The following is a 23,089-nucleotide window of genomic DNA, read 5'->3' as shown; positions in this document are numbered from 1 at the left end:
AGGAGGCCCGGATCACCGCAGCCGGTCTGCTGCGGTGATCCGGGCCTCCAGTCCGGTGCCGTGTTACGGACGTGCGCTGCGGCGGATGCCCGGCGCGACGCGGACCGCGATCCGTCGTCGGGTCACCAGGAGCACGCCCGCCAGCATGAGCGCGAGCGCCGCGAGCCCGAGACCGACCAGTCCGGTCACGCCCGTGAAGGCGAGCTGGGTGCCGTGGACGATCGCGGCGAGCCCGGTCGGGAACGTGACCGTGACGGTCGCGGTGACCGTCTGACCCGCGCTGTCGGTGACCGTGTAACCGACGAAGGTGGTTCCGGTGAAGCCGTCCTCCGGGGTGAAGACGACCCGGCCGTCGTGGATGGTCCACGTGCCCTGGTCGGCGACCACCACGCGGTCGGTCGGTGTGCCGGACTCGGGGTGGAGCAGGTGCAGCGTGCCCGGCTCGAACGCGGCCCCACCGGTGGCGGAGTCGTTGTCGAGCGGATCCACGACGACCCGGTGTCCGACGATCCCGGTGGCGGAGTCGTCGGTGGCGACCGCCGCGGCGACCACGGTCATGGTCGCGGTGGCGGTGGCCTTCTGCCCCGAGGCGTCCGTCACCGTGTACGTGAAGGTGTCCGTGCCGGTGAAGCCGGCGGCCGGGGTGTAGACGTACGCGCCGGTCCGCTGGATCGAGACGGTGCCGTGGGCGGGCTTCCGGGCCGGGGCGGCGGTGAGGCCGGTGCCCTGGTCGTCGGCGAGCAAGCCGTGGCGGGCGTCACGGGCTACGGGCGTCCCGGACACGGTGTGCCCGGTGTCGTCCGCTGCGGCGATGCCGACCGTGATCGTGACGGTGGCGTCGACCTGCTGCTCCGTCGAGTCCTGGGCACGGTACGTGACGGTGTCGGTGCCCGAGAAGCCCTTCGCCGGGGTGTAGACGAACGTGCCGTCGGCGGCGATGGTGGCCTTCCCGTGACGGGCCTTGCCCACCGCGACGACCGTCAGGGCGTCGCCGTGGTCGTTGCCGAGCACGCCGTGGCCGGCGACCCGGACCGTCTTGCCGGCCGTGGTCGTCGCCTTGTCGTCCTTCGCGACCGGGGCGACGTCGATGACGACGCGCGCGAACGCGGCGGTGCCGTCGGCGTCGTTGGCCGAGTAGGTGAACCAGTCACGTCCGGACCAGTTCGACGTGGGCGTGTAGACGTACGAGCCGTCCTTCTCGAGCGACAGCGTGCCGTTGAACGGCTTCGTCTCCATGGCGGCCCAGAGCCCACGACCGGAGTCACCGACCAGCACGCCCTCGTCGGCGGACATGCGCATGCTGCGGTTCGTCGACATGGTGTGCCAGTGGTCGACCGCGGCGACGCCGACGAGGACCGTGACCGTCGCGGTCGAGGTCCGTCCGGCGCCGTCGGTCACCGTGTACTCGAACGTGTCCGCGCCGGAGAAACCCTTGGCCGGGGTGTAGACGAGCGAGCCGGGCTCGGTGCCGTCGGTCACGGTGCCGTGCTCGGCGCGGCCGTGCGCGGTGACGGCGAGGCCGGTGCCGCGGTCGTTGCCGGTCAGGGTCGCGCCGCTGATCGGCAACGCGGTGTTCGCCGCGGTGCGCAGGGCGTCGGCGACCGCGGTCGGCGTGACGGTCACGGTGACCGTCGCCGTCGCGGTGCCGCCGGTCGGGTCGGTCACCGTGTAGGTGAACGTGTCCGTGCCGGAGAACCCGTCGGCGGGCGTGTACGTGACCGAGCTGCCACCGGCCGTCGTGCTGCCGGTGATCGTGGCGGTTCCGTGGCCGGGCTTCGACACCGCGGTGACGGCGAGCTCCGTGCCCGAGTCGTTGCCGGTGACGGCGACGTCGACCGGGGTCGCGGCGCTCGTCGTCGCGGTGTCCGCGGCGGCCTTCGGGGCGACGACGATCGTCACGGTGCCCGTGGTCGTCCCGCCGGAGCCGTCGGTGACCGTGTAGTCGAACCCGTCCGGGCCGGAGTAGCCCGGCTCGGGCTTGTACGTGTACGAACCGTCCTCGTCGACCGTCACGTCGCCGTGCTCGGGCTTCGTGTGGTCGGTGACCGCCAGGTCGGTGCCCTTCGCACCGTCGAGCAGGCCGGTGCCGGCCGGCACGGTGGTGGTGGCGTCGGCCTCGGCCGAGGTCGACCCGCCGCCGGCGACCGGGGTGACGATGACCGTCACGGTGCCGGTGTTCGTGGCGCCCGACGGGTCCGTCACCGTGTACGTGACGGTGTCCGTGCCGGAGAAGCCGTCCTTCGGCGTGTAGGTGATCGTGCCGTCGTCGTTGCGGGTCGCGGTGCCGTGATCGCCGCCGGAGACGGACACGACGGTCAGGCCGGTGCCGTGGTCGTTGCCCGTCAGGGCGCCGGAGATGACCGTGGTGCTGCCACCCGCCGCGACGGTGACGGTGTCGGGCTCCGTGCCGGGGCGGACCGTGACCGTCACGGTGCCGGTGGTGGTGCGGCCGGCGGGGTCCGTCGCCGTGTAGGTGAAGGTGTCCGTGCCCGAGAAGCCGTCCTTCGGCGTGTACGTGTACGAACCGTTCCCCGCGAGCTCGATCGAGCCGTGCGCCGGCTGCTGGTCGACGGCCGCGGTCAGGCCGGTGCCCCGGTCGTTCGCGAGCACGCCGTCGCCCTTCGCGACGGTCAGGGTCGAGCCGGCGGTGGCGGTGGCGGTGTCGGCCGTGGCGCGGGGGCCGACGACGACCGTGACCGTGCCGGTGGTGGAGCGGCCGGCGGTGTCGGTCACCGTGTAGGTGAAGGTGTCCGTGCCCGAGAAGCCGTCGGCCGGGGTGTAGACGACGCGGCCGGTGGCACGGTCGAGGGCGACCGTGCCGCGGGCGGCGTCGCCGGTGCCGGCGGCCGCACCCGCGGTCACGTCGGTCACGGTCAGCCCCGTGCCCCGGTCGTTGCCGGTCAGGGCGGCGGCGTCGATCGTCAGCGCCTCGTCGGCCCGGGTCGACACCGTGTCGGCCGTCGCGACGGGTCGCACGGTGATCGTGACGGTCGCGGCACCGGTGGTGACACCGCTGCCGTCGGTCACCGTGTAGGTGAACGAGTCGGTGCCGGACGACCCGGCGGTCGGCGTGTACTCGATCGAGCCGTCCGCTGCGACGACGGCCGTGCCGTGGGACGGACCGGTGACGATCGTGGTCTCGAGGTCCGAACCGCGGTCGTTGGCCTGCACGTCGATCACCACCGGGGTGCCGGCGTCCGTCGACGCGGTGTCGGCGCCGATCGTCGGGTCGACGGTGATGGTGACGGTCGCGGTGCTCGGCGAGCCGGAGCCGTCGACGGCCGTGTACGTGAACGCATCGGGGCCGGAGTACCCGTCGGTCGGGGTGTACGTGAACGTGCCGGTGGCCTTGTCGAGCGTCAGCGCACCGTGCGAGGGGGACGTGTTCGACGCCACGGTGAGCCCGGTGCCGGAGTCGTTGCCGAGCACACCAGTCGCGCGGGTGCCGGCGGCGGCCGTGCCGCCCGCGGCGACCTTGACGGTGTCGTCCTGTGCGGCCGGGGCGACCTGCACGGTCACCGTGACGGTGTCGGTCCCGCCGCTGCCGTCGGTCACGGTGTACGTGAAGGAGTCGGTGCCCGAGAACCCGGCTGCCGGGGTGTACGAGTACGAGCCGTCCGGACGCACCGTCGCCGAGCCCTGCGCGGGGACGCTGCTGCCGGTGACCGTCAGGCCGGTGCCCAGGTCGTTCGCCAGCACGTTGCCGATCGTCGTCGACCCGGCCGTCGCGGTGACGGCATCGGCCGTCGCGGTGGGCAGCACGGTGAGGCGCACGGTCGCGGTGACGGTCGCGCCGGCGCCGTCCTTCGCGGTGTACGTGAAGGAGTCCGGCCCGGAGAAGCCCTTGTCGGCACCGTAGGAGAACGACCCGTCGGGCCCGATCTTCACGAGACCGTGTGACGGCTGGCCGTGGCCGGTGAGGGTCAGGTCCGACCCGCGGTCGTTCGTCAGGACGCCGTCCGCGGCGTTCACCTTGAGCACGGTGCCCGCGTGCACGCTGTACGCGTCGTCCGAGCCCTTCGGTGCGACCGTGACGGTCACGGTGCTGGTCGAGGTCTGCCCCGACGAGTCCTTCGCCGTGTACTGGAACGTGTCCGAGCCGGAGAACCCGCCGGCCGGGGTGTACGTGTACGAACCGTCGGCGGCGACCGTGGCGGTGCCGTGCGCCGGCGTGGTGTTCGAGACGACGGACAGGCCGGTGCCGCTGTCGTTCGCGAGCACGCCCGAGGCGGCCGGCACCTTCAGCGTCGTGCCGGTGGGAGTCGTGGCGGTGTCGCTGCTGGTGGTGACGTGCGTGGCCTTCAGCGTGTTCGTGAAGGTGACCAGGACGTCCGTGCCGTCCGCGGTGGTGGCTGCCGGGAACGTGAAGGTCCCCGTGGTGCCGGTGCCGCTGGCGACGAGGGCGCCGCTGTTGAGGTTCACGGCCTTCCACGAGGTCGTGTAGTTCGACAGGTCTGTGGTGCCGGCCGCGGTCTGCCGTGCGGTGTACGTCTTGTTCGGCGTCGACAGGACCGCGCCGGCCTTCTGCGGCTGGGTGCCGGCGGCCGTGCCGTCGGTGGTCGCCGTGTTGCCGGTCGAGACGCCGCCGCCGGTCACGGCGAGCCCGAACTGGTCGGACGAGCTCCACCGCTGGTCGACGCTCGACTGCGCGGCCACGGTGTTGGCGTAGTTGCAGGACGCGAGGTCGCTCGGCGAGTAGCCGTCCGCGATCGTGAACGTGCTGACCTGCGCGCCGGAGCCCGGGTCGATCTTGTACATGGTCGACCCGACCGAGGCGAACAGGTAGCCGTCGGACGAGAACGCGATGCCGGGGCTGCCGTTCGTGCTGGCGTCGATCGGAAGGGTCGCGACCTTCGACGTGGTCAACACCGCGGTGCCGGCGGTCGCGGGGACCGTCTCGGTGTCGACACGGCGGATCTCGTTGCCGGTGACGACGAAGAGCAACCCGCGGGTGCTGAACGCCATGTCGCCGTTCTTACCGGTGAGCAGGTTGCCGATGGTACCGACCTGCCCGATCTTCGCGCCGGTCTTCGTGTCGTACGCCCCGAGGTAGGCAGGGTTCGCACCGCTGGCGTAGTAGTAGACCCCCGTCGCCGGGTTGATCGCACCACGGAGCAGCTGGTGGTCACCGTTCGGGTCGGCAGCGGTCACGTCCGTGATCGGGGCACCGGCGACGGCGTCGTACCCGGTGATCGTGTTGCCGTTGTTGACCGAGGCGTAGGCGGCGACACCGTTGCGGGCGACCGCGAGGGCGTTGTTGCCCGGCGCCATGCTCGTCACGTTCGTGACGGCACCGGTGGTGGCGTCGATGGCGGCGAGCTGGTTGGCGGCGGTGTTGATGCCGTACAGCGTGTTTTGGTCGCACGACAGCGCGCCGGCTGCAGCGGCGGGGTCGGCCACGACGGCCTGGGTCAGACCGACGCCGGCGAGGAGCGCGGCGCCGAGCATGGCGACGGCGCGCAGGCCGGGACGGCGTCTGGGCACAGCGGTGCCCGGGTTCGTACGCTGCATGATCACTTTCGGGTCGAGACGATGCGGGCACCGAGACCGACCGGGGGATCAGGGAGAACGGTCGTTGGCGCCAGGTTGATCCTGGCAGTTCTTCGAGTTCGGATGGGGACAAACCGGGTCCCCAATAGGGGGGACCACTCGTTCAGGGGGTACGCCGCAGACGCGAAGAACCCCCGCCAGCAGCCGGCGGGGGTTCGAAGATCAGGGGGGGGGATCAGCAGTGGATCAGGCGGTCGGACGGATGACGTCCGGCAGCAGCACGTGCAGGCGCTCGGCCAGGCGCGCCTTCGCCTCGTCGAGGGAACGGAAGTCCCCGACGTACTCACCGAAGGTGTCGGCGACGAAGAAGTGGCTGCCCTGACGGTCGACGGTGCCGCCGTAGTAGCCGCCGTAGTTCGCGACCCACAGGCCCGTGTCGGCCTGGGCCCACGAGATGCGGACGGGGGATGCCTGCACGGGAGCCACGACCTGGGCCTCGATCTCGGCGATGACCTCGATCGTCTGGGTGTCCAGGGTCACCTCGGCCTGCTGGCGGTGGGCGACGGTCGTGCTCATGGTCCTGCTCCTTCGTGCTGTGCTGCGTTCTGGGTGGTGCCGGTGGTTCCGAGTGGTGCGGGCGTCGCGATCGACGCCGATGGTGCTGGTGTCCGCTGTCGTCACTCGACCGGCCGGATCACCGGCGGGAGCATGACGTGCAGCTGGTCCTCGAGCTTGGTCTGCGCCTCTTCGAGGGAGGAGAACTCGCCCACGACGAGCCCGAAGGTGTCGGAGGCCACGTAACGGTCGTCGCGCTTGTCGACGCTGCCGCCGAAGTACCCGCCGTAGCCGGCGATCCACTCGCCCTGGTCTTCCTGCACCCAGGTGACCTTGGCGCGCTTGGGACGCGTCGAGAGCGCTGCATCGGCTTCGAGGATCGCGATGGTGTCCACGGTGTCGGTGTCGAGGGTGACCTCGGCCTGCGTCGCGTTGTTCACGGTGATGCTCATGTCGCTCTCCTTCACGATCCGGGGTACATCTGCTGACACCAGAACGCTACGAGAAGTGCCGATGGGATCGCCAGCGAGGCCCATGAATTCACGGGTTCCGTCAATGCGGCCCATCGTCGAGCCCCGGATTTCCGGGCAGGTGCGTCACACTTCCGGGGTACAGCGCCAGGATCGGGGTACTCGTTTTCCGGATCGCCGCGAATCGGGGGACGAGACGGTGCGGCCACCGGCCTGGAGGCGCGACTCGCTAGCGTCGGCACGTGACCTCCGACAAGCCCCGCGTCGACGACCGCGCCCCGGCCACCTGGCGCAGCCGTCGGTTCGCGACGGGGCTGGCGATCGCCTACGGCGTCGCCCTGGCGCTCGTCGGGTTCTGGGGCTCCCCCGTCGACGCCGCAGGAGCTCCGTGGCTCACCCGCGTCCTCGCGGCCGCGCACCGGCACGGCCTGCCGGAGCGCATCGACTACGCCGCCGTCGAGTCCCTTGCGAACGTGGTCTACTTCGTGCCGCTCGGACTGCTCGTGGTGCTGCTCGCCGGTGCGCGGTGGTGGTGGGCCGCCATCGCCGCGGGGCTCGTCGTCAGCGCGTGCATCGAGACCGGTCAGGCACTGTTCCTGCCCGCCCGCACCGCGACCGTCGACGACGTCGTCGCGAACGGCGTGGGGGCGGTCCTGGGGGCCGTGGCAGGCGTGCTGCTGCTCAGCCGGGCGGCTCGGCGGCGAGCGTGACTACCGTTCACCGCATGAGCACACAGACGGACCCGTTGGAGCAACACGTCGCCGTGTTCGGAGGGAGCGGCAGCGGGAAGACCGTGCTGCTGTCGTCGTTCTACGGCGGCGCACAGGAACCGAGCTTCCGCCGAGCGAAGGGGTACGCCGTCCGGGCCGTGGACAAGGCGCAGGGCCGGAAGCTGCACCAGAACTACCTCGGCATGCGGGATTCAGCGTCAGCCCCGACGGCGAACCGCTTCGCGTCGACCGAGTACGCGTTCACGATCGAACCGACGGCCGAAGCCACGTCGAAGTCGAAGGTCCGGGGGAAACCGAAGGCCGCGAAGACACTCCGGGTCGTCTGGCACGACTACCCCGGCGAATGGTTCGAGCAGAACCCGAGTTCAGCCGAGGAGGCGGAGCGGCGAATCGAGACGTTCCGTTCGTTGCTCAGCGCCGACGTGGCCATCCTGATGGTGGACGGACAGCGTCTGGCGGAGCACTCGGGTGAAGAGGAACGGTACCTGAAGGCGTTGCTGACGGACTTCCACAGCGGGCTGTCCGAGCTCCGCGACGACGTGCTGAACGGCGGGCGACGGCTCGCTCGCTTCCCACGCATCTGGGCGCTCGGGCTGTCGAAGGCCGACCTGCTGCCGGACGTCGACGTCGAGCGGTTCCGGGAACTCGTGCTCGGCAAGGCCGGTGAGGAGCTCGGGGAGCTCGAGACCGTCCTGAAGAGCTACGTGCAGGACCCGGACGCGCTCGACGTCGGCGAGGACTTCCTCCTGCTGTCCTCGGCGCGCTTCGAGCCGGGCAAGATCGACGTCGGCACCCGCACCGGCATCGACCTGCTCATGCCGATCACGGCCATGTTGCCGTTCGAGCGCTTCGCCAAGTGGGCCACGAACAAACAGCGCGCAGCAGTGGTGGCCGAACAGCTCCTCAGGTTCGCGGGGCCGGCCCTGGGCTTCCTGGGGAGCAAGCGCCTGAAGCTGCCGACCCCGGTCGGTGCGCTCGTCGGCCTCATCGCCGGCGAGGCGGGCGTCCGCGGAGCGAACTACGCCGCCAAGCGCGTCGGCAAGCTGAAGAAGGCGGCGACCGCTGAGGCGGACTTCGTCACCACGGTGCTCGAGCGGTTCGCCGACGACCTCGACCGAGGTGTCGAGCAGCGGATCCTTCGCCGAGGCGACGCATGATCTGGGCCACGCGTGGCCGGACGTGGGGTTTCAGATTCCTGATGCACGACGGAAGCGGGGTTGATCCGCTCCGCACCTACGACGAGGCGTTCGACGGCGTCGGTGATGCGACCGCGGTCCTCCGACACAAGGACGGGTGCGCAGCCCTGCGGTTCAACGACCCCGAGGGTCGGCGTGACCGTGCAGGTCGGCCGATCCCCCACGAGTTCGTGCTCTTCCCACCCCTGAGCGAGCGCATCCGTTCGATGGACGCCGCCGTGGCAGAAGTCTGGCCGCTGGTGCGTGATCAGTACGCCGCAGTGTGGGACCAGCCGACCCCACCCGATTCCTGACGTCGGCCCTGGCGGACGGACCCCGAGCACGACGAAGCCCCCGGAGCAGTTGCTCCGGGGGCTTCCTTCAGTGTGTCGAGACTCAGACGGACTCGCGCTGGCGGCGGACCGAGCCGCGGACCAGCAGGAGGCCACCACCGAGGACGACTGCGCCGCCGGCGACCCAGAGGGCCAGGGCGGAGACGGTCGAACCCGTGAAGGCCAGCGTGCCGTCGGTGCCGGTGCCAGCGCCCGCGCCAGCGGCGGGGACAACAGCAGCGTCAGCCGGGGCGACGGTGAAGGCCGCGAAGCCGACGACGCCCGAGGTGGCGCCGGTGGCGGTCAGGTTGTAGGTGCCCGAGGCACCCTGGGGGAACGTGACGTTGACGTCGAGCGAACCGTCCGAAGCGGCCGTGTAGGTCTTCGAGACGGTCGTGGTCGGCAGCGCGCCGAGCGTGACCGCACCGGCACCGGTGACCTGGACGTTGACCGTCTCGTTGTCCTGGAACGCGCCCTCGGTGAAGTTCACCGAAGCGGTGCCACCGGCGACGGCGGTGCCGGAGACGGAGACGTCGGAGTCAGGCGTGTAGCCGGCGGCGTTGGCGACGGCCGGAGTGGCGAGCAGTGCGGCGCCAGCCAGCACCACCGCTGCGATGAGCTTCTTCATGAATGGTTCCCCTAAAGATCTGAAAATCCAGACCCTGACACCCAGAGCCCGCTGTTCGCCGATGGTTGACCCCAGCCACAGAGATGGCGGTTGTTATGGCGAAGTTGTCTCAATCTAGCGGAGTTTCACAGCTTGGTACCAGATCACGTCGATTTTGGTCATTGGTCGACGTGTGTTCAACCGCGTCAGCCCCGGCCCCCACGGCCTTACCGTCGGCCGATCGAGGCTCCAGACGCCAGAAACCCCAGGTGAGAGGCCCTCATGGTCGGAACTAGAACACGCTGTGCGTCAGATCAAGGCCCTTTGGACCCGGACAGGTTGGTCGCCTACCCCTCGGAGTGGGGGCACAGTTCCGGTTCGCTTTGCGGAGCTTTCGACGTCAGCCAGCGGCGAGAGGCTGCTCGCAATCGAACGTGAGCGGCTTCGTCTCGCTCTGGCGGACACCAGGGGTCGAGGTCGCCTGCACGGGGGACTTCGCGTACTTCGACTCCCCGAGGAACGCGACGCGGTACGTCAGGCTCTCTCCCGGTGCGAGCAGCGTCTGCAGCTGGGCCACCGGGTGCCCGCCGTCGGTCGCCGTCTGCACAGCCGTCGTCTTGCCGTCCTTCGTGGCGCCGAGGAAGATCGCGTCCTCGGGCGCGTACGCGGCGAGCAGGGTCTTGATCTTGCCGGGCTCCACACCGAAGATCCCACCGCCGGTGACGTACTCGGGCAGGCTGGTCGCGGCATCCGCTGGTGCCGTGTTCTTGATGGTGATCTGGACGACGGACGTCGGTCGTCCGTCCTTCCGGCACACCGAGCTGCCGACCGAGACGCTCTTGTCGAGGTAGTAGTCCATCTTCGCCCCGGTGCCGTCGTTCAGGTAGACGGCGAACCGGCTCGAGTCGGCGGTCGCCGTCGGCAGTCCGCCTGCGATCGGCGTCCCGCTGATGCGGCGCTGCTCGGCCTTCTCGGCGCTCCAGAGACGCAGCCGACCCTCGTCAGCGCTCTGGGTCAGGGCCGACACGAAGGCCTTCGTGTCGAACCCGCCCGACGCGACCTTGTCGAACACCGCGCTGGCGGCGGACGCGAAGAACGCGTCCTGCACGACCGGGTCGGGGTACTTGGCGTACACATCGCTCAGCAGCAACTGGACCGCGTTGTCTGCGGTCAGGGTGTCGCCGGTCGGCAGCTGCACCGGGCCGGTCGCCCTGAGCAGGTAGCTCAGCGTCACGGGGTCCATGGCGAGCACGCCGTCGACCTGCTGCGCGAACCGCTGCCTCCACATCTCCCGCGCCAGCTTCGCCGACACGTCGAACCGCGGCGTGAGCGTGACGTCTTGCATGTACTCGCCGGTGATGTCCCCGTAGAGCCCACGCGTGTCGTCGGTCAGCGGCAGCACCGGCTCGTCGTACGGTCCGAACGAGGACCCCGACGCTTGGCTCCCCAGGCTGATGGCGCCGTCCTTCACCTGTAGGAGCGCCACTGCGCCGGGGATGCCCCCGCCAGCACGCAACTCGGCGTTGTTCTGGAACAGCAGCAGGTAGTCCCGGTCCCCGTCGTGGCCGAGCATGGCCGGCGCGAGCTGCACGATGCGGTTCGCTGCGACCGCCTGCTCCGATGCTGACGACAGCGCGTTCCGAAGCTGCCCCACGGCGGTGGTGACCGGCGACAGCGTTCCACTGGTGTCGATCCGCGCCGCGTCGCTGCGTGCCTGCTGGAGCGTCTTCGTCGCCTCGGCGACCGCCGGCTGCGCGTCCTCGATCGGCTGGAGGTCGATCCTGCCGTTCTTCGGCGCGAACGAATCCGAGCCGAGCCCTCCGAGGGCGCCGGCGACCGGACTGACGGCGTCGCGGGCCACGTCGTCGACGATCACCGAGACGTCCCGCACGGCCCGCAGGTTGGTCCCGAAGAACGGTACGGACTGTGCCGCGCCCCAGACGGGGTCACCGGTCAGCGATCGCGCCGACGCTGCTTCATCCTCGAGGTGGCGCGCCGTCTTCTGGGCGGCAACGGTGTCACCGTCGGTCAGCTGGGACCGGAGCGTGTCGACATCCCCGACGGCCCGCTCCAGGTGCCCCTTAGCGAGCAGGCCGCGGACACCGACCCAGGCGACGGCGAGGATCAACAACAGGACAAGGGCGAGGACGACCCACAGGACTATCCGGGCCCTGGACCCCCGGCGTGCTGCAGTGCGTCGCGACTCGGGCGCGTCGGACATGAGGCGATCCTACGGTTTCGTGCGTCCGACACCCGTCACTGACGGACGGAATCCGCGTGTTCGCGGTACCAGTCGATGGTGCTGCGGAGCCCGTCTTCCAGGCCGATCTGCGCCGTCCATCCGGCATCCGCCAGCTTCGACACGTCCAGCAGCTTCTGCGGTGTGCCGTCCGGCTTGGTGGTGTCCCAGACCGTCTCACCCTCGAACCCGACGATCTTGCCGATCGTCTCGGCGATCTCTCTGATCGTGACATCCGATCCTGTACCGACGTTGACCTGGTCAGGACCGTCGTAGTGCTCCATCAGGTGGAACACCGCAGCAGCCATGTCGTCGACGTGCAGGAACTCCCGACGGGGTGACCCGGTCCCCCAGTTCTCCACCGTCGATGCACCGCTGCGAGCGGCTTCGTCGTACCGGCGGATGAGCGCCGGCAGGACGTGGGACCCGGTCGGCGAGAAGTTGTCACCCGGGCCGTAGAGGTTGGTCGGCATCGCCGAGATCCACGGACGGCCGAACTGCCGACGGACGGCCTGCACCTGCAGGATTCCGGCGATCTTGGCGATGGCGTACGCGTCGTTCGTCGGCTCGAGGTGGCCCGTGAGCAGTGCGTTCTCGTGGATCGGCTGCTCGGCCATCTTCGGGTAGATGCAGGACGAGCCGAGGAACACGAGCCGCTCGACACCGTGCTCGACCGCGGCGTCCATCACGTTGACCTGGATCTGCAGGTTCTCGCTCAGGAAGTCGTGCGGGTAGGTGTTGTTCGCCATGATCCCGCCGACCTTGGCAGCGGCGAGCACGACGTGCTTCGGCTGCTGGTCCGCGAAGAAGGAGAAGACCGCGCCACGGTCCTTCAGGTCGAGCTCGGACGAAGTCCGACCCACCAGGTCGGTGAAGCCCTCTGATTCGAGCTTGCGCAGGACGGCCGAGCCCACCAGGCCCCGGTGTCCGGCGACGTAGACACGGTCAGACCGGTCAATCGGACCGGGGTTGAAGTCGGTCGTGGCCATCAGGAACCCCAGCTCTCGAGTCGAACGGTGTCGATCCACGGACGGCCCTCGTGCTCGAGCGCCGAGATGTCCGCGTCGACCATGATCCGCGCCAGCTCGGCGGTGTCGACCGTCGCCTCCCAGCCGAGCTTCTCCTTGGCCTTCGAGGCGTCCCCGACAAGGGCGTCCACCTCGCTCGGTCGCAGGTAACGCTCGTCGAAGCGAACGTGGTCTTCCCAGTTGAGCCCAGCGTGCGAGAAGGCGGTGGCGAGGAAGTCCTTGACCGTGAAGTTGCCGCCGGTCGCCAGGACGAAGTCGTCCGGCTCGTCGACCTGCAGCATTCGCCACATGCCCTCGACGTACTCGGCGGCGTACCCCCAGTCGCGGACGGAGTCGAGGTTGCCGAGGTACACGTGGTCCTCGAGGCCAGCCTTGATCCGGGCCACCGCACGGGTGATCTTCCGCGTGACGAACGTCTCACCGCGACGCGGCGACTCGTGGTTGAACAGGATGCCGTTCACCGCGAACATGCCGTAGGCCTCGCGGTAGTTCCGGGTCACCCAGTAGCTGTAGACCTTCGCGGCGCCGTACGGAGAACGCGGCCAGAACGGCGTCTCCTCGTTCTGCGGCGGTGGGGTGGCCCCGAACATCTCGGAGGAGGACGCCTGGTAGAAGCGCGTGTGGATGCCAGACACCCGGACCGCCTCGAGCATGCGCATCGTGCCCACACCGGTCACGTCCCCGGTGTGCTCCGGCTCGTCGAACGACACACGGACGTGCGACTGCGCCGCGAGGTTGTAGACCTCGTCGGGCTTCAGCTCACTGAGGAGGCTGACCAGCCGCGCGCCGTCACCGAGGTCCCCGTAGTGCAGGAACAGCTTGGCGTCGGGGTTGTGCGGGTCCACGTACAGGTGGTCGATCCGCGAAGTGTTGAACGTGGAAGCACGGCGGATAAGTCCGTGCACCTCGTACCCTTTCCGGAGCAGCAGCTCGGCCAGGTACGAGCCGTCCTGTCCGGTGATCCCGGTGATCAAGGCCTTCTTGGGCAACTGGTTCCCGTCCTCACGTCGTTTTAGTTCGACCGGGCGGCTGTCAGCCGCTCGGTCTTGATCTTGCTGCGGAGACCGGTGCTCGGTCCGGTCACGATCTTGCGAATGAAGAACTTGTCCGAGGACGCGACTTCCAGCCAATCCTCCTCGGTGAACACCCGGATGAGAGTCGGATCGATCAGGTGGAGGTTGGCGTAGCGCCAGTTCCCCGGGCCCACGTAGTCCTCGAAGCCACTCGCCGGTGTCGCCGAAGCGAAGCGGGTGCGCATGATCAGGGACTGGTAGAACTTCTCCTCCGGGCAGAAGATCGCTGCGAAGTACCGCTCGACCTCCGGCGTCACCAGCGCTTCCATCTCGCGTAGACACGCCGCTGTCACCGCGAAGTGCGTCCCGCCGTGACCGATGCGAAGCCCGTTTGGAGGAACCGGGGAGCGTTTCGTGCTCATGGGGCCGTCGATGAGTCGGATGATGCCGTTGCGGGCCTTGCGGAGGACTCGGTTGCCGGTCCGGGTCGACAGGAAACGCATGTCGCGGTGATGCCGTCGGTCGACCTGTCTGCGGTACTTCTCTTCGCTCGTGGAGATCTCGAACGCGCGGATGAACTGCCGCCCCCGGTACTCCTCGAGGTGAGCGACCAATTCGTCGACTGCTCGGAGCGGGTAGTCCGAGCCGGAGAGCAGCACGAGGTAGTCGTCGTCGTTCGCGAACTCGAGTCCGTTCCGCACGAGGGCTCGGATCGCACGGACCTGCGAGTATCCGCCCCAGTTGACCTGCACTCGGTCCTGCAGCATCCGGACGTTCGTGCAGTGCTCGACCGCGGCTGCGAACGGGGACAGATCGACCTTCGCGTCGACGTGGACGATCACTTCGTACGGTGACAGCGCTTCGACGAGTTCCCGGAGGTGTTCCGCGTCCTGGAAAGTGTAGACAAGGAAGATCGGTTGCACGGCCGCCCCTTCGTTGTCCAGGGGTTCAGACCGGAACATCCGCCCTCCCGGCCCCTGATCGGCTGAATCTACCGTACGAGCGTCAGCGCCGTCAGCCGGACCGAGCTCGCTTGCGTCCTGCGGAGGTTCCGAGCCTCATGACAGCATCTCGCCGCGACGCCCGAGGATCCCCCGGCGACGGAGGATCTCCAGTGGCGGGAAGAATCGACGCGTCGCGCCCACCCACACGACGAGGACGGCGAGGCCGACGAGGCCTGCGGCCACCCGGACCGACCCGAAGCCGAAGTCGTGGAAGAGCACCACGAGTGAGCCGTAGAGCACAAGGGCGAATCCCGCTGGCTGTGCGTACCCGAGCACGAGTTGCCGGAGGTCGAGCGCTCGGACGCGGTGCGCCTGGATGATGTGGACCACGTGCCGACCGATCATCGCCGCGATGAGTGCGAGGAGGGCGAAGACGTACTGCTGGTGGACCACGACCATCGCGACGCCGACAGCACTGAGGACGAAGGCGACGGCTTCGGCCAGCCAGATCGCTTTAAACAGCGCTGCGGACTCGAGGGCACCGGCGAGGAGGATCATCAACGGTTGCACGCCTCCCAGTACTGCGAGCAGCGGCAGGATCTGGCCTGCGAGTTCCCACCCCGGTCCGAGCGCGAGGTAGACGACTTCCGGTCCTACTCCAGCGATGACGGCACCGAGTGGCAGGGTGAGCCATGCGACGAGGCTCAGCATGTCCAGCCACACTGCTCTCGCAGCCAACGTGCCGACCTCGTAGCGACGGAATTCCGGGTAGATCACCTGCATCAGCGCGTTCTGCAGCTGCGAAAAAGGGACTGTTGATAGGACGTCGGCCCGGTTCCACGCTCCGAGCACGCCAGCCCCGACGAACTGGCTGACGCTCCACCGCGGAGCATTGCCGGAAATGTACTGGAAGACAGATACCGCGACGAGCTTGGTGCTGAACCGAACGTTGTCCGATCGAAGGGCGAGCCGCCCTGGAACCAGAGCGCCGCGGAGCCGGGTGACCGCCCAGAGCAACGTGCCCCACTGCCCGACGATCGCCGAAACAGCGAGGGACTCGGGGGTCCGGAAGACGAGAACTGCGCCCGCGCCGACGATCATTCCCGCGACATTGGCGCCAAAGGTGGCTATCGCCATTTGACGGAAGGCCCCTTGACGGCGGAGGAGGCCGGTGCTCAGGCTGAGAAACGGCATTACCAATGCACTCGCGGCGAGGAGACGAACAGCACCGGCTGCCTGCGGAGCGCCCCAGAATGCGCTCCAGAGATCTGCCGTGACCAGGGTGAACAGCGCCGCTGCCATGCCGAGGAGCAACGCGTAGGTGGCGAGGGGCCGTGTCGATGACCGGTCCGCGTCCGGCGCTCGGGCAGCCGTCTGCGACAGTCCACCGGAACCCAGCAGGTTGACGAGCGCCGCGATCGACAGCGCAACGCTGTAGGCGCCAAATACTCCGGGGACGGCGAGCCTTGATGTCAGCGCTGCGTAGGCGAGTTGCACGACGACCGTCAGGAGCTGCATCCCGTACACCCATGACGCCCCGGCAACGAGGCGCCGTCCGTTTGACGTCACGAAGCGGCACCCGAGATCAAGTCGCCGAGTCGGGAGCCATCGAGGCCCCGACCCTCGTGGTACGCCAGCCACCGACAGGTATCCGGGATACGGTCCCACCAGGGGACGCGTGCGATCACGGGGCCCTCGAGACGAGCGCGGCGAGGAATCCGAAGGGACTCGGCGCCGCCACGATTACTCGTGCGGCTGCGATCTCGATGAAGTCCTGGTCGCGCTCGCCGGCATCGGAGATCGAGACTCCGATCGCTTTCAAGTGCCGCAGGTCTGCGGCATCGCCCGAGGTGAAGAGCCTGATCGGCATTTGCGCGAGCGCGGTAACGGTCCTGATCTCGGCGATCAGCCGTCGATAGTAGGCGAGACCGATCCAGCGGTCTGGATGCGATTGCGGCGAGATGTCCCCTCGTCGGGGTTGGATCGCGATGTGGTCCGCGTTCGCCTCGATCTGGCGAAACCGTTCTCCGAGGTATCCGCCGAGGAGCGCTCGGCGCAGCGGCTCGGCCGCAGGCGTCTGGTCCCAGCGACGCTGGTTCAATGCCAAGCGCCCGACCCATGGGCGAGCGGAGCGGGACGCGACTCGGTTTGTCGCGCGCTGGAGCGCAGGAAGCGCCCAGTCCTCGTTCTCGAACCCCGTCGCGGCGATGCGCCGCTCGGCCACACTTCCGGAGGGCGCATCAGCCGTCAACTGCGACAGGTCGAAGAGCCCCTTCGAGTCCTTCGTCACGTCCCCGCCGAGGTATGGCACTCCCAGGTCTGCGGACCAGAGGTAGCCGGCGATCCACGTCGACAGCTGATGCCCGAGATCCGGGTAGGGGTCCACACGGACGCGGAGTCCGAGCAGGTTCCGCGGCGGCACCCATCCGTCGAGTGGCGTCGAATCACCAATGACCCGCCGCAGGTCTCGGGCATTCATACCACGTTCGATCCGGAGGGAAGCGCGAAGTGGAAGCGTCCTGATCGGCCCGATCTTCACTCCCGACCTCCCCGTTCCCCGGCCCACACGGAGCGAGCATCAGCGGGATCGATCCACCGGGTGCGCCAATTCAACATCTGGACCATGAGGTCGTCCTGTCGGAAGTGCTTCGCTGCGAACTCACGCCCAGCTGTGATCGCCTCGAGCCGGTCATTTGTCGTCGTGTCGGCCAACACGCGCTCGATGGAACCGATGAGCGCTTCGGGGGTCCGACCGCGCACCAGGAATCGGCCGGTGTGCGCGGGAAAGAGCTGGTCGTAACCGGGGTGGTCGGTCGTCGCGTGGATGGATCCGGCGGCGAGCGATATCGGCAATCGGTTGGAGAAGTACGACGCTTCGGACGCGAAGTGATCCCAGTTCGCGCTGACCCAGCCCGAGGTGATCGCCTCGTCCTGTGCTTCGAACGGCACGGGCCCCTTGGCCGTCGGGCCGTCCCAGCCTCTTCCGTACACAGCCAGTCGTTCTCCGAAGTGCTGCTGCATCAGTTCTACGAACCGGATCCGCTCGCGCCAGTCCGGCAGTCCCCTGAACCGAGGTCGGTTCCGGTTGGCGACGATGACGACGTCGTAGGGACGGTCCTGGCGAACCGGACGGTCGAAGTTCGAGGTCCTGGTCGGTTCGTAGGCCGACGGGATCCAGCGGACGTTCGTGCTCCCCGCTCGCCGGAAGTTGTCGCTGAACACGCCGCTGCCGACCGTGAAGACGACGTCCGCAACCCGTGCTGCTGCCCGCGCCTCGGGAGGGATCGGATGGAGGTACCTCGAGTAGGGGTCCGCCTCGTGGTAGATGAAGTCCCGCGGGCAGGCCTGACGCAGCGATGCGAAGTGCTGTCGCCGTAGGCCGGTGTGGCCGAGGTGCTGCATGAGCAGGATGTCCGGCTGGAAGTCCGTCACCCGTCGGACGAGCTCCTTCCGATGGGCCTCGGCGGCGCCGCCGTTCCGGATCGCGTCGAGAACGCTGAAGGTCGCGAGCTCGGCGACCTGGCCGGCTCGTACCAGCGATTCCAACGGGTCACGGAAGCCGAGTTGGCGGAAGCCCCCGAACTCGTTCGGCACGTAGAAGATCCGTGGGGAGAGGTCAGCCATCGGCCCCACCCATCGCCGGGTCCTCGGCGAGCCGGACGCCCCGGCGGCGCAGCGCGTCCCAGTGCACGGTCAGTTCTCCTTCGCCGAACCGCGGTCCCAGCGCTCGCGCCGGGTTCCCCGCGACGACGGTGTTCGGCGGCACGTCCCGAGTCACGACCGAACCAGCCGCGATGATGGAGCTGTCGCCGATGGACACACCGGACAGCACGATTGCGCCGAATCCGATCCAGACGTCACTGCCGATCGTGGTGGCGGCGCTCAGGGCGGGGGTGTCTCCGACCCAGGGCGTCGCAGTGATCGGCACACCCACGACTGACATGTCGTGATCGCGTCGGCCGACGATCGCCGCTCGGTTTGCGATCAGGACACCGTCCCCGATGCTGCCGTCGACCTCGATGCGCACGTCTGAGCCGAGGTGGACGTCCGAGCCGATCGTCAGGGACCTCGGAGCCCAGAGTCGGACCCGTGCGCCGAAGCGCAGGTCCTCTCCACAGGACACGGTGGTTGGGAGGGAACTGAACCAACGTCGCCGTCTGATCGATGCAAGTGCCCGTCGGATCACTGCGCAGCCCTTCTTCGTCGAGTGGTGACGGCTCGGTAGACCTCGGCGTACTCGGATGTGCCCCTGGCTGCGCGGAAGTCGATCGTCGGAGCGCTTCCCGCTCCGACTGGCTCGCGGAGCCGTTCGGTCCACTCTGCCGGTTCCCGGCTCCCGAGCGCCACGACGCTTCCCTGCCCGGCAGCCCACCGGAGTCCTGGGACGTCGGACACGACGGCGGGGAGGCCGACGACCAACGCTTCGGCGAGCGCGACCGGCATGCCCTCGTGACGGCTCGGCATCGCGAAGACACGTCCGGCGAGGAGTGCCGCTGCCGGATCGCCGACCCCGCGACCGGCCAGGAGGCCCGCCTGGTCGAGTCGCTCGAGGAGTTCCCGTTCCGCCGGTGCCACGTCGTCCTCGGAACCCACGTGCACGACGCTGAGGTTGCCAAGGAGCGCGGCCTCGAGGACGACTTCGTGGCTCTTGATCTTCGAGCAGTTCCCGACGATCACGATCGGAGCCGTGGACGGCACCGTCGCCTGCGCACGCTGTGCGGCGAGCTCGAAGAAACGGTCTTCCACCCAGTTGTAGATCACTCGGACTCGTCGCCCGAAACGCGCTTCGTTCGCCGCCACGTCCGGGCTCGGCGCGATCAGCGCATCGACCAGACGATCGGCGATGAGCGCTTGCGCGGCGCGCCGGAGGAACCATCGGCCGCGCGCGTCGAACACGTTGTGGATGGTCCGCACGACGGGCAGGCGCCTGTTCGACCTGCGGACCGCGAGCACGGTCTGCAGGTAGCGGCCTTCGGTGTGGATGTGCACGACGTGGGGGTCGACCTCGGCAAGGAGACGGTGCAGGACCTGCCGCCCTTCCGGGGTGTGCAACGCGCTGTCGGTGGTGTGCACGGAGTAGCCGGCATCTCTGATCGCACGCTCGAAGGGATGGTTGCGGCCGACGCCGAAGACATGGCCCTCGACGCCTGCCGAGTCGAAGCCGCTGGCCCCGGAAACGAGCATCCGTTCCATGCCGCTCGGCCGGAGTTCACCGAGGACGTGCAGGACTCGCGTCCCGGGCGTCATCCGTGCACCGGGAGTCGACGGGAGCGGCCGACCACGGGTGTCTCCGTCGAGATCGCCTCTGGGAAGTCGCGGTCCAGGAACACCAGTGCCAGCGGCAGACACGTCCACCACTGCCACGAGTACGTCCACCCGTAGACCAGGAAGCACACGAGCACGGCGGTCAGGAAGACGTCTCGGTTGGCCCGCAACCCGGCGAAAAAGCGCGGCAGGAAGATGATCAGCATCGCGCCGAGACCGACGAGTCCTTCTCGCAGGTACACCGTGACGTACCAGTTGTGCGGAGCGAAGACCACCCAGCGGCCGACGCCCTCGAACCTGCCATACCCGTGGCCGAAGGGTGCTCCGAAGAGGACGGTCATCGCACCTTCACCCACCGATTGCACGATGAGGCCGATCCAGCTCGTGAGACGGGCCGAGTACGTCCCCGTGTTCGATGCCGATCCGGCGAACTCGGCGACGATGCCGCTCGACGACGATTGCACTGCCGACACCAGGATCCCCCCGATGAGCAGCGTTCCGAAGAGCAGCCCGAGCGTATGGCGAAGTGCACGCGGTCCACGCATGAGCAGCACGAGGGCGACCGCGAGGGCGGTGAGCCAGACCGTTCGTTGCTGGCTGACGATCACGAACACCATGAAGAGACCGAACAGCCAGACCCAGCGCGCGCGGGCGTCGCGCTGCCATAGCCGGAGAGCAAGGACCGCACAGATCGTGAGGAGCAGCGCCTGCCCCGACACCAACGGGCGTCCGGTTTGACTGAGCTCTCCGCTGACGAGCACGAAGTCCGCGGTCCCACCGAGCCCGTACCGCGCGACGTGGTAGACGCCGACGACGCACAAGCCGATGCCCTGCACGATGACGAAGAACTTTTCCGCGTAGACGATCTCGGTTTCTGGCCATGGACGGGTCACCGCCCAGAACAGGATACCGAGCACGTACAGGAACCCACGGGCTTCGTTGACGGCCACGCCGAGTCCGAAGGTCGCAATGCCCTGCACGAGCGAGAGCGCGAGCACCGCGACGAGCACTGCGCCCGCCACCACTGCGACGGGGCGGAAACGTCGGACCACAGCCCGAGCGTCGAGGAGCCCCGCGGCGATCAGGCTCACCGCGAGCCCGTCGCCGAGCGTGATGGTCGTGCCGCCGAAGGTGCCGATCGTCCCGAAGTTCGGGTACTCCCACGCCGTCACGGCATAGAGAGACACGATCCAGTACACAACGCGCGGCTGCATCCGCACGAGCCCGATCGCCAAGACCAGGAAAATGACCGCGACGACGAGGAACAGCAGAGTGGTCATCGGCGTACCCCTCCACGTCTCGCTGCCCGACGAAGGGTGCGACCCCACCAGAGCGCGTAGGACGCGGTGTAGAAGAACCACCAGGACCGCGCGTTGTGTCGACGAAGGTAACGCCGCAGCGAGCGAGGATTGCCCGCGCCCTTCTGTCCGGTGTACGAACGCCAGGCGGCCACGAGGGAGTGGTGCGACACGGCAGGGTTCCGGCTGCAGTAACCCGCTGTACCTCCGAGGACCCAGATGGGCACGCCCTTCGAGGTTGCCCGCATCCCGTAGTCGACATCCGCGTACGCGTGGCTGAAGCCTCCGTCGATCGGGCCAACCGCGCGGGCGATGTGGACGGGCATGAGCACGATGTTGCCGTTGAAGGCATCGGCCCGCTCGGCTTCAGTAGCACCGTTCGGGGGCTGGACGAGTGCGAACGCCAACGGGTGGGGCCCCTCGCGTCGAAGGCCGCCGTACGTCAGTGCTCCCGAGGCGGGGTCCACGGTGCTTCCGACGAGGATCCCCGCCTGCCGCTGCCGTGCCGCTTCGATCAGTGAGCGGAGCCCGGAGCGCTCGAGCAAGACGTCGTCGTTGAACCAGAGCAACCAGTCGTCATCCCGGACCTCGTCTCGGCCCAGCACGGCGGCTTCCGCCGTGGCCATCGACCGGGCCCAGAACGCCGAACCGTCCCCTCGCAAGACCGTCAACTCCTCCACGACGGCGGTGGCCCGCGCGATCGTGTCGTCCGACGAGCCGTCATCGAACAACGTCACGTCGTACTCGACGCCAGCCTCGGAGATTGCCTCGCGGAGCGATTGCAATGCGGACTCTGTGGTGCGGGCGCGGTTGTGGCTCGCCACGATCACGTGCAACTTAGTCATTGTCGTCCTTGATCGCTGCGTTCAGACCGTCCTGGAAATGATGTGCCATGTTCTCGACGGAATACTCCTCGGACGCTCGGCGACAGCGTTCCTGCATCGTCAGGAGCTCCTGCCGTTCGTGGAGGAGTCGCACGAGCGACCACGCAGCGTCCTCCACCCCATCGGCCACGACGCAGGTCCGGCCGGGCTCGAGGTACCCGAACTCCGGCCCGTGGAGCGACGAGGCGAGTGTGACGATGGGTCGACCTGCGACGAGGCTGTCGAGCGCGACCAGTCCCACGCGACCGGGGAGCAGGAGCAAGTCGCTATCGCGCAGCAGCGCCGCCTTCGCGGCTCCGGACACCGCGCCGCGGTAGTCGAGCCACGCGAATCGGGCTGCCGCGGACTCGACCGTCGGGCGAAGCTCTCCGTCCCCGCCGATCACCAGGCGGAAATCAGGATCCGCGCGGTGAGCGGCCTCTCCGATCGCGATCAGCTCGGCGATATTCTTGCTGCCGTCGAGGCCGCCGATGAAGGCCACCTGGCGCTCCGACTTCGTCGATTCGACGGCCGCGAGCTCCTCTCGGAGCAGCCGGACGTCGGTGCTGTTGTACAGGACGGTGGTGCGCTGCGGGTCCCGGCCAATGCCGGCTGCCCACTCGGCGCCTGCCGGCGTGTAGGCGAAGAACCACGTAGCCTTTCGCGTGATCAGGCGGCTGTACAACCGCTCGAAGCGGGACGGAACCTTCACGACGTCAGCTCCGTGACCCCATAACGCCGTCTTCCGCGCGGTCCGGTTCCAGAGCAACAGCAGCGGGAGGTCGAGGTTCCGCCGGGCTTGCTCCACAACGATCAGATCGGCTCGCCACACGTCAAGCGGCAGGACGCGGACGGTCAGTCGTTTCCCGAACAGCCGAAGCTCTCGCTGTCGGATCCTCCGCAGCCACGGCCGCTCCTGCACGCCGTCTCGACGCTGCGCGAGCGCGCCAGCTGGGTCCCCGGCGAAGACGATGAGTTCGTCGCCCGTGTGCGACAGCGCCTCGGCCAGCCGGTCGAAAAGTGGCGCTCGGTACGCGGGGACGTACTCCTGCACGATCGCGAACGTTCGTCCTGTCACG

General features: G+C 68.6%; 19 protein-coding genes. 3 read left to right on the top strand and 16 right to left on the bottom strand.

All coding sequences use genetic code 11. The annotated features are described in order from the left end of the window. Nucleotides 1-63: 63 nt before the first annotated feature. The 3 genes from DEJ27_RS02005 to DEJ27_RS01995 all read right to left on the bottom strand — a co-directional run bounded on the left by DEJ27_RS02005 (nucleotide 64) and on the right by DEJ27_RS01995 (nucleotide 6,497). Nucleotides 64-5,511 (bottom strand): Ig-like domain-containing protein, encoded by a 5,448-nt coding sequence (locus tag DEJ27_RS02005; protein WP_146244634.1) that lies wholly within the window; start codon nucleotides 5,509-5,511, stop codon nucleotides 64-66. Nucleotides 5,512-5,736: 225 nt separating this feature from the next. Continuing rightward, a complete protein-coding gene (locus tag DEJ27_RS02000) occupies nucleotides 5,737-6,066 on the bottom strand; it encodes a hypothetical protein (protein ID WP_258370282.1) in 330 nt (109 codons plus the stop codon). A 101-nt stretch (nucleotides 6,067-6,167) separates the two neighbouring features. Continuing rightward, on the bottom strand, nucleotides 6,168-6,497 hold the full coding sequence (locus tag DEJ27_RS01995; RefSeq protein ID WP_027465011.1) for a hypothetical protein: 330 nt from the start codon (nucleotides 6,495-6,497) through the stop codon (nucleotides 6,168-6,170). Between the two features lie 260 nt (nucleotides 6,498-6,757). Here DEJ27_RS01995 and DEJ27_RS01990 point away from each other — a divergent pair, with 260 nt between their 5' ends. The 3 genes from DEJ27_RS01990 to DEJ27_RS01980 are packed head-to-tail and all read left to right on the top strand — an operon-like array spanning nucleotide 6,758 to nucleotide 8,735. Further along, nucleotides 6,758-7,225: a VanZ family protein gene (locus tag DEJ27_RS01990; protein WP_111090210.1), complete on the top strand. Its 468-nt coding sequence runs from the start codon at nucleotides 6,758-6,760 to the stop codon at nucleotides 7,223-7,225. A gap of 14 nt (nucleotides 7,226-7,239) precedes the next feature. Next, nucleotides 7,240-8,403: an ATP/GTP-binding protein gene (locus DEJ27_RS01985; protein ID WP_111090209.1), complete on the top strand. Its 1,164-nt coding sequence runs from the start codon at nucleotides 7,240-7,242 to the stop codon at nucleotides 8,401-8,403. A 41-nt stretch (nucleotides 8,404-8,444) separates the two neighbouring features. Beyond that, nucleotides 8,445-8,735 carry a hypothetical protein gene (locus tag DEJ27_RS01980; RefSeq protein WP_258369771.1) on the top strand — a complete coding sequence of 97 codons (291 nt, stop codon included), beginning with the start codon at nucleotides 8,445-8,447 and terminating at the stop codon, nucleotides 8,733-8,735. Between the two features lie 82 nt (nucleotides 8,736-8,817). On the opposite strand, the gene DEJ27_RS01975 is transcribed toward DEJ27_RS01980, so the two are convergent. The 13 genes from DEJ27_RS01975 to DEJ27_RS01915 form a co-directional block, all read right to left on the bottom strand. Beyond that, nucleotides 8,818-9,381 carry a hypothetical protein gene (locus DEJ27_RS01975; protein WP_110858813.1) on the bottom strand — a complete coding sequence of 188 codons (564 nt, stop codon included), beginning with the start codon at nucleotides 9,379-9,381 and terminating at the stop codon, nucleotides 8,818-8,820. A 379-nt stretch (nucleotides 9,382-9,760) separates the two neighbouring features. Beyond that, nucleotides 9,761-11,581: a DUF4012 domain-containing protein gene (locus DEJ27_RS01970; protein WP_110858812.1), complete on the bottom strand. Its 1,821-nt coding sequence runs from the start codon at nucleotides 11,579-11,581 to the stop codon at nucleotides 9,761-9,763. Nucleotides 11,582-11,616: 35 nt separating this feature from the next. Further along, entirely contained in the window at nucleotides 11,617-12,588 is a 972-nt protein-coding gene (locus DEJ27_RS01965) for a GDP-L-fucose synthase (protein WP_110858811.1), read from the bottom strand. Beyond that, nucleotides 12,588-13,616: a GDP-mannose 4,6-dehydratase gene (gmd, locus tag DEJ27_RS01960; protein ID WP_110858810.1), complete on the bottom strand. Its 1,029-nt coding sequence runs from the start codon at nucleotides 13,614-13,616 to the stop codon at nucleotides 12,588-12,590. The genes DEJ27_RS01965 and gmd overlap by 1 nt, the downstream gene beginning before the upstream one ends. A gap of 23 nt (nucleotides 13,617-13,639) precedes the next feature. Next, complete coding sequence (locus DEJ27_RS01955) at nucleotides 13,640-14,563, bottom strand: beta-1,6-N-acetylglucosaminyltransferase (protein ID WP_181430061.1); 924 nt, start codon at nucleotides 14,561-14,563, stop codon at nucleotides 13,640-13,642. Between the two features lie 135 nt (nucleotides 14,564-14,698). After that, nucleotides 14,699-16,153, bottom strand: a complete 1,455-nt coding sequence (locus DEJ27_RS01950) for an oligosaccharide flippase family protein (protein WP_258369784.1) — start codon at nucleotides 16,151-16,153, stop codon at nucleotides 14,699-14,701. A 115-nt stretch (nucleotides 16,154-16,268) separates the two neighbouring features. Further along, a complete protein-coding gene (locus tag DEJ27_RS01945) occupies nucleotides 16,269-17,063 on the bottom strand; it encodes a hypothetical protein (RefSeq protein ID WP_111090208.1) in 795 nt (264 codons plus the stop codon). A gap of 56 nt (nucleotides 17,064-17,119) precedes the next feature. Continuing rightward, nucleotides 17,120-18,208, bottom strand: coding sequence for a hypothetical protein (locus DEJ27_RS01940; RefSeq protein WP_146244633.1), 1,089 nt, complete (start codon nucleotides 18,206-18,208; stop codon nucleotides 17,120-17,122). Further along, nucleotides 18,201-18,707 (bottom strand): acyltransferase, encoded by a 507-nt coding sequence (locus DEJ27_RS18100; protein ID WP_309146754.1) that lies wholly within the window; start codon nucleotides 18,705-18,707, stop codon nucleotides 18,201-18,203. Before DEJ27_RS18100 ends, DEJ27_RS01940 begins: the two co-directional genes overlap by 8 nt. 59 nt (nucleotides 18,708-18,766) lie before the next feature. Further along, nucleotides 18,767-19,831 (bottom strand): glycosyltransferase, encoded by a 1,065-nt coding sequence (locus tag DEJ27_RS01930; RefSeq protein ID WP_110858805.1) that lies wholly within the window; start codon nucleotides 19,829-19,831, stop codon nucleotides 18,767-18,769. Beyond that, entirely contained in the window at nucleotides 19,828-21,129 is a 1,302-nt protein-coding gene (locus DEJ27_RS01925; protein ID WP_111090206.1) for an O-antigen ligase, read from the bottom strand. Before DEJ27_RS01925 ends, DEJ27_RS01930 begins: the two co-directional genes overlap by 4 nt. Then, entirely contained in the window at nucleotides 21,126-21,992 is an 867-nt protein-coding gene (locus DEJ27_RS01920) for a glycosyltransferase family 2 protein (protein WP_110858803.1), read from the bottom strand. Before DEJ27_RS01920 ends, DEJ27_RS01925 begins: the two co-directional genes overlap by 4 nt. Then, nucleotides 21,985-23,088, bottom strand: coding sequence for a glycosyltransferase (locus DEJ27_RS01915; RefSeq protein ID WP_181430059.1), 1,104 nt, complete (start codon nucleotides 23,086-23,088; stop codon nucleotides 21,985-21,987). Before DEJ27_RS01915 ends, DEJ27_RS01920 begins: the two co-directional genes overlap by 8 nt. Nucleotide 23,089: the final 1 nt, after the last annotated feature.

The sequence above is a fragment of the Curtobacterium sp. MCPF17_018 genome, from assembly GCF_003234135.1.
In the GTDB taxonomy this organism is placed as follows: Bacteria; Actinomycetota; Actinomycetes; order Actinomycetales; family Microbacteriaceae; genus Curtobacterium; species Curtobacterium flaccumfaciens.
This window is presented reverse-complemented; position numbering and strand designations above follow the sequence as displayed.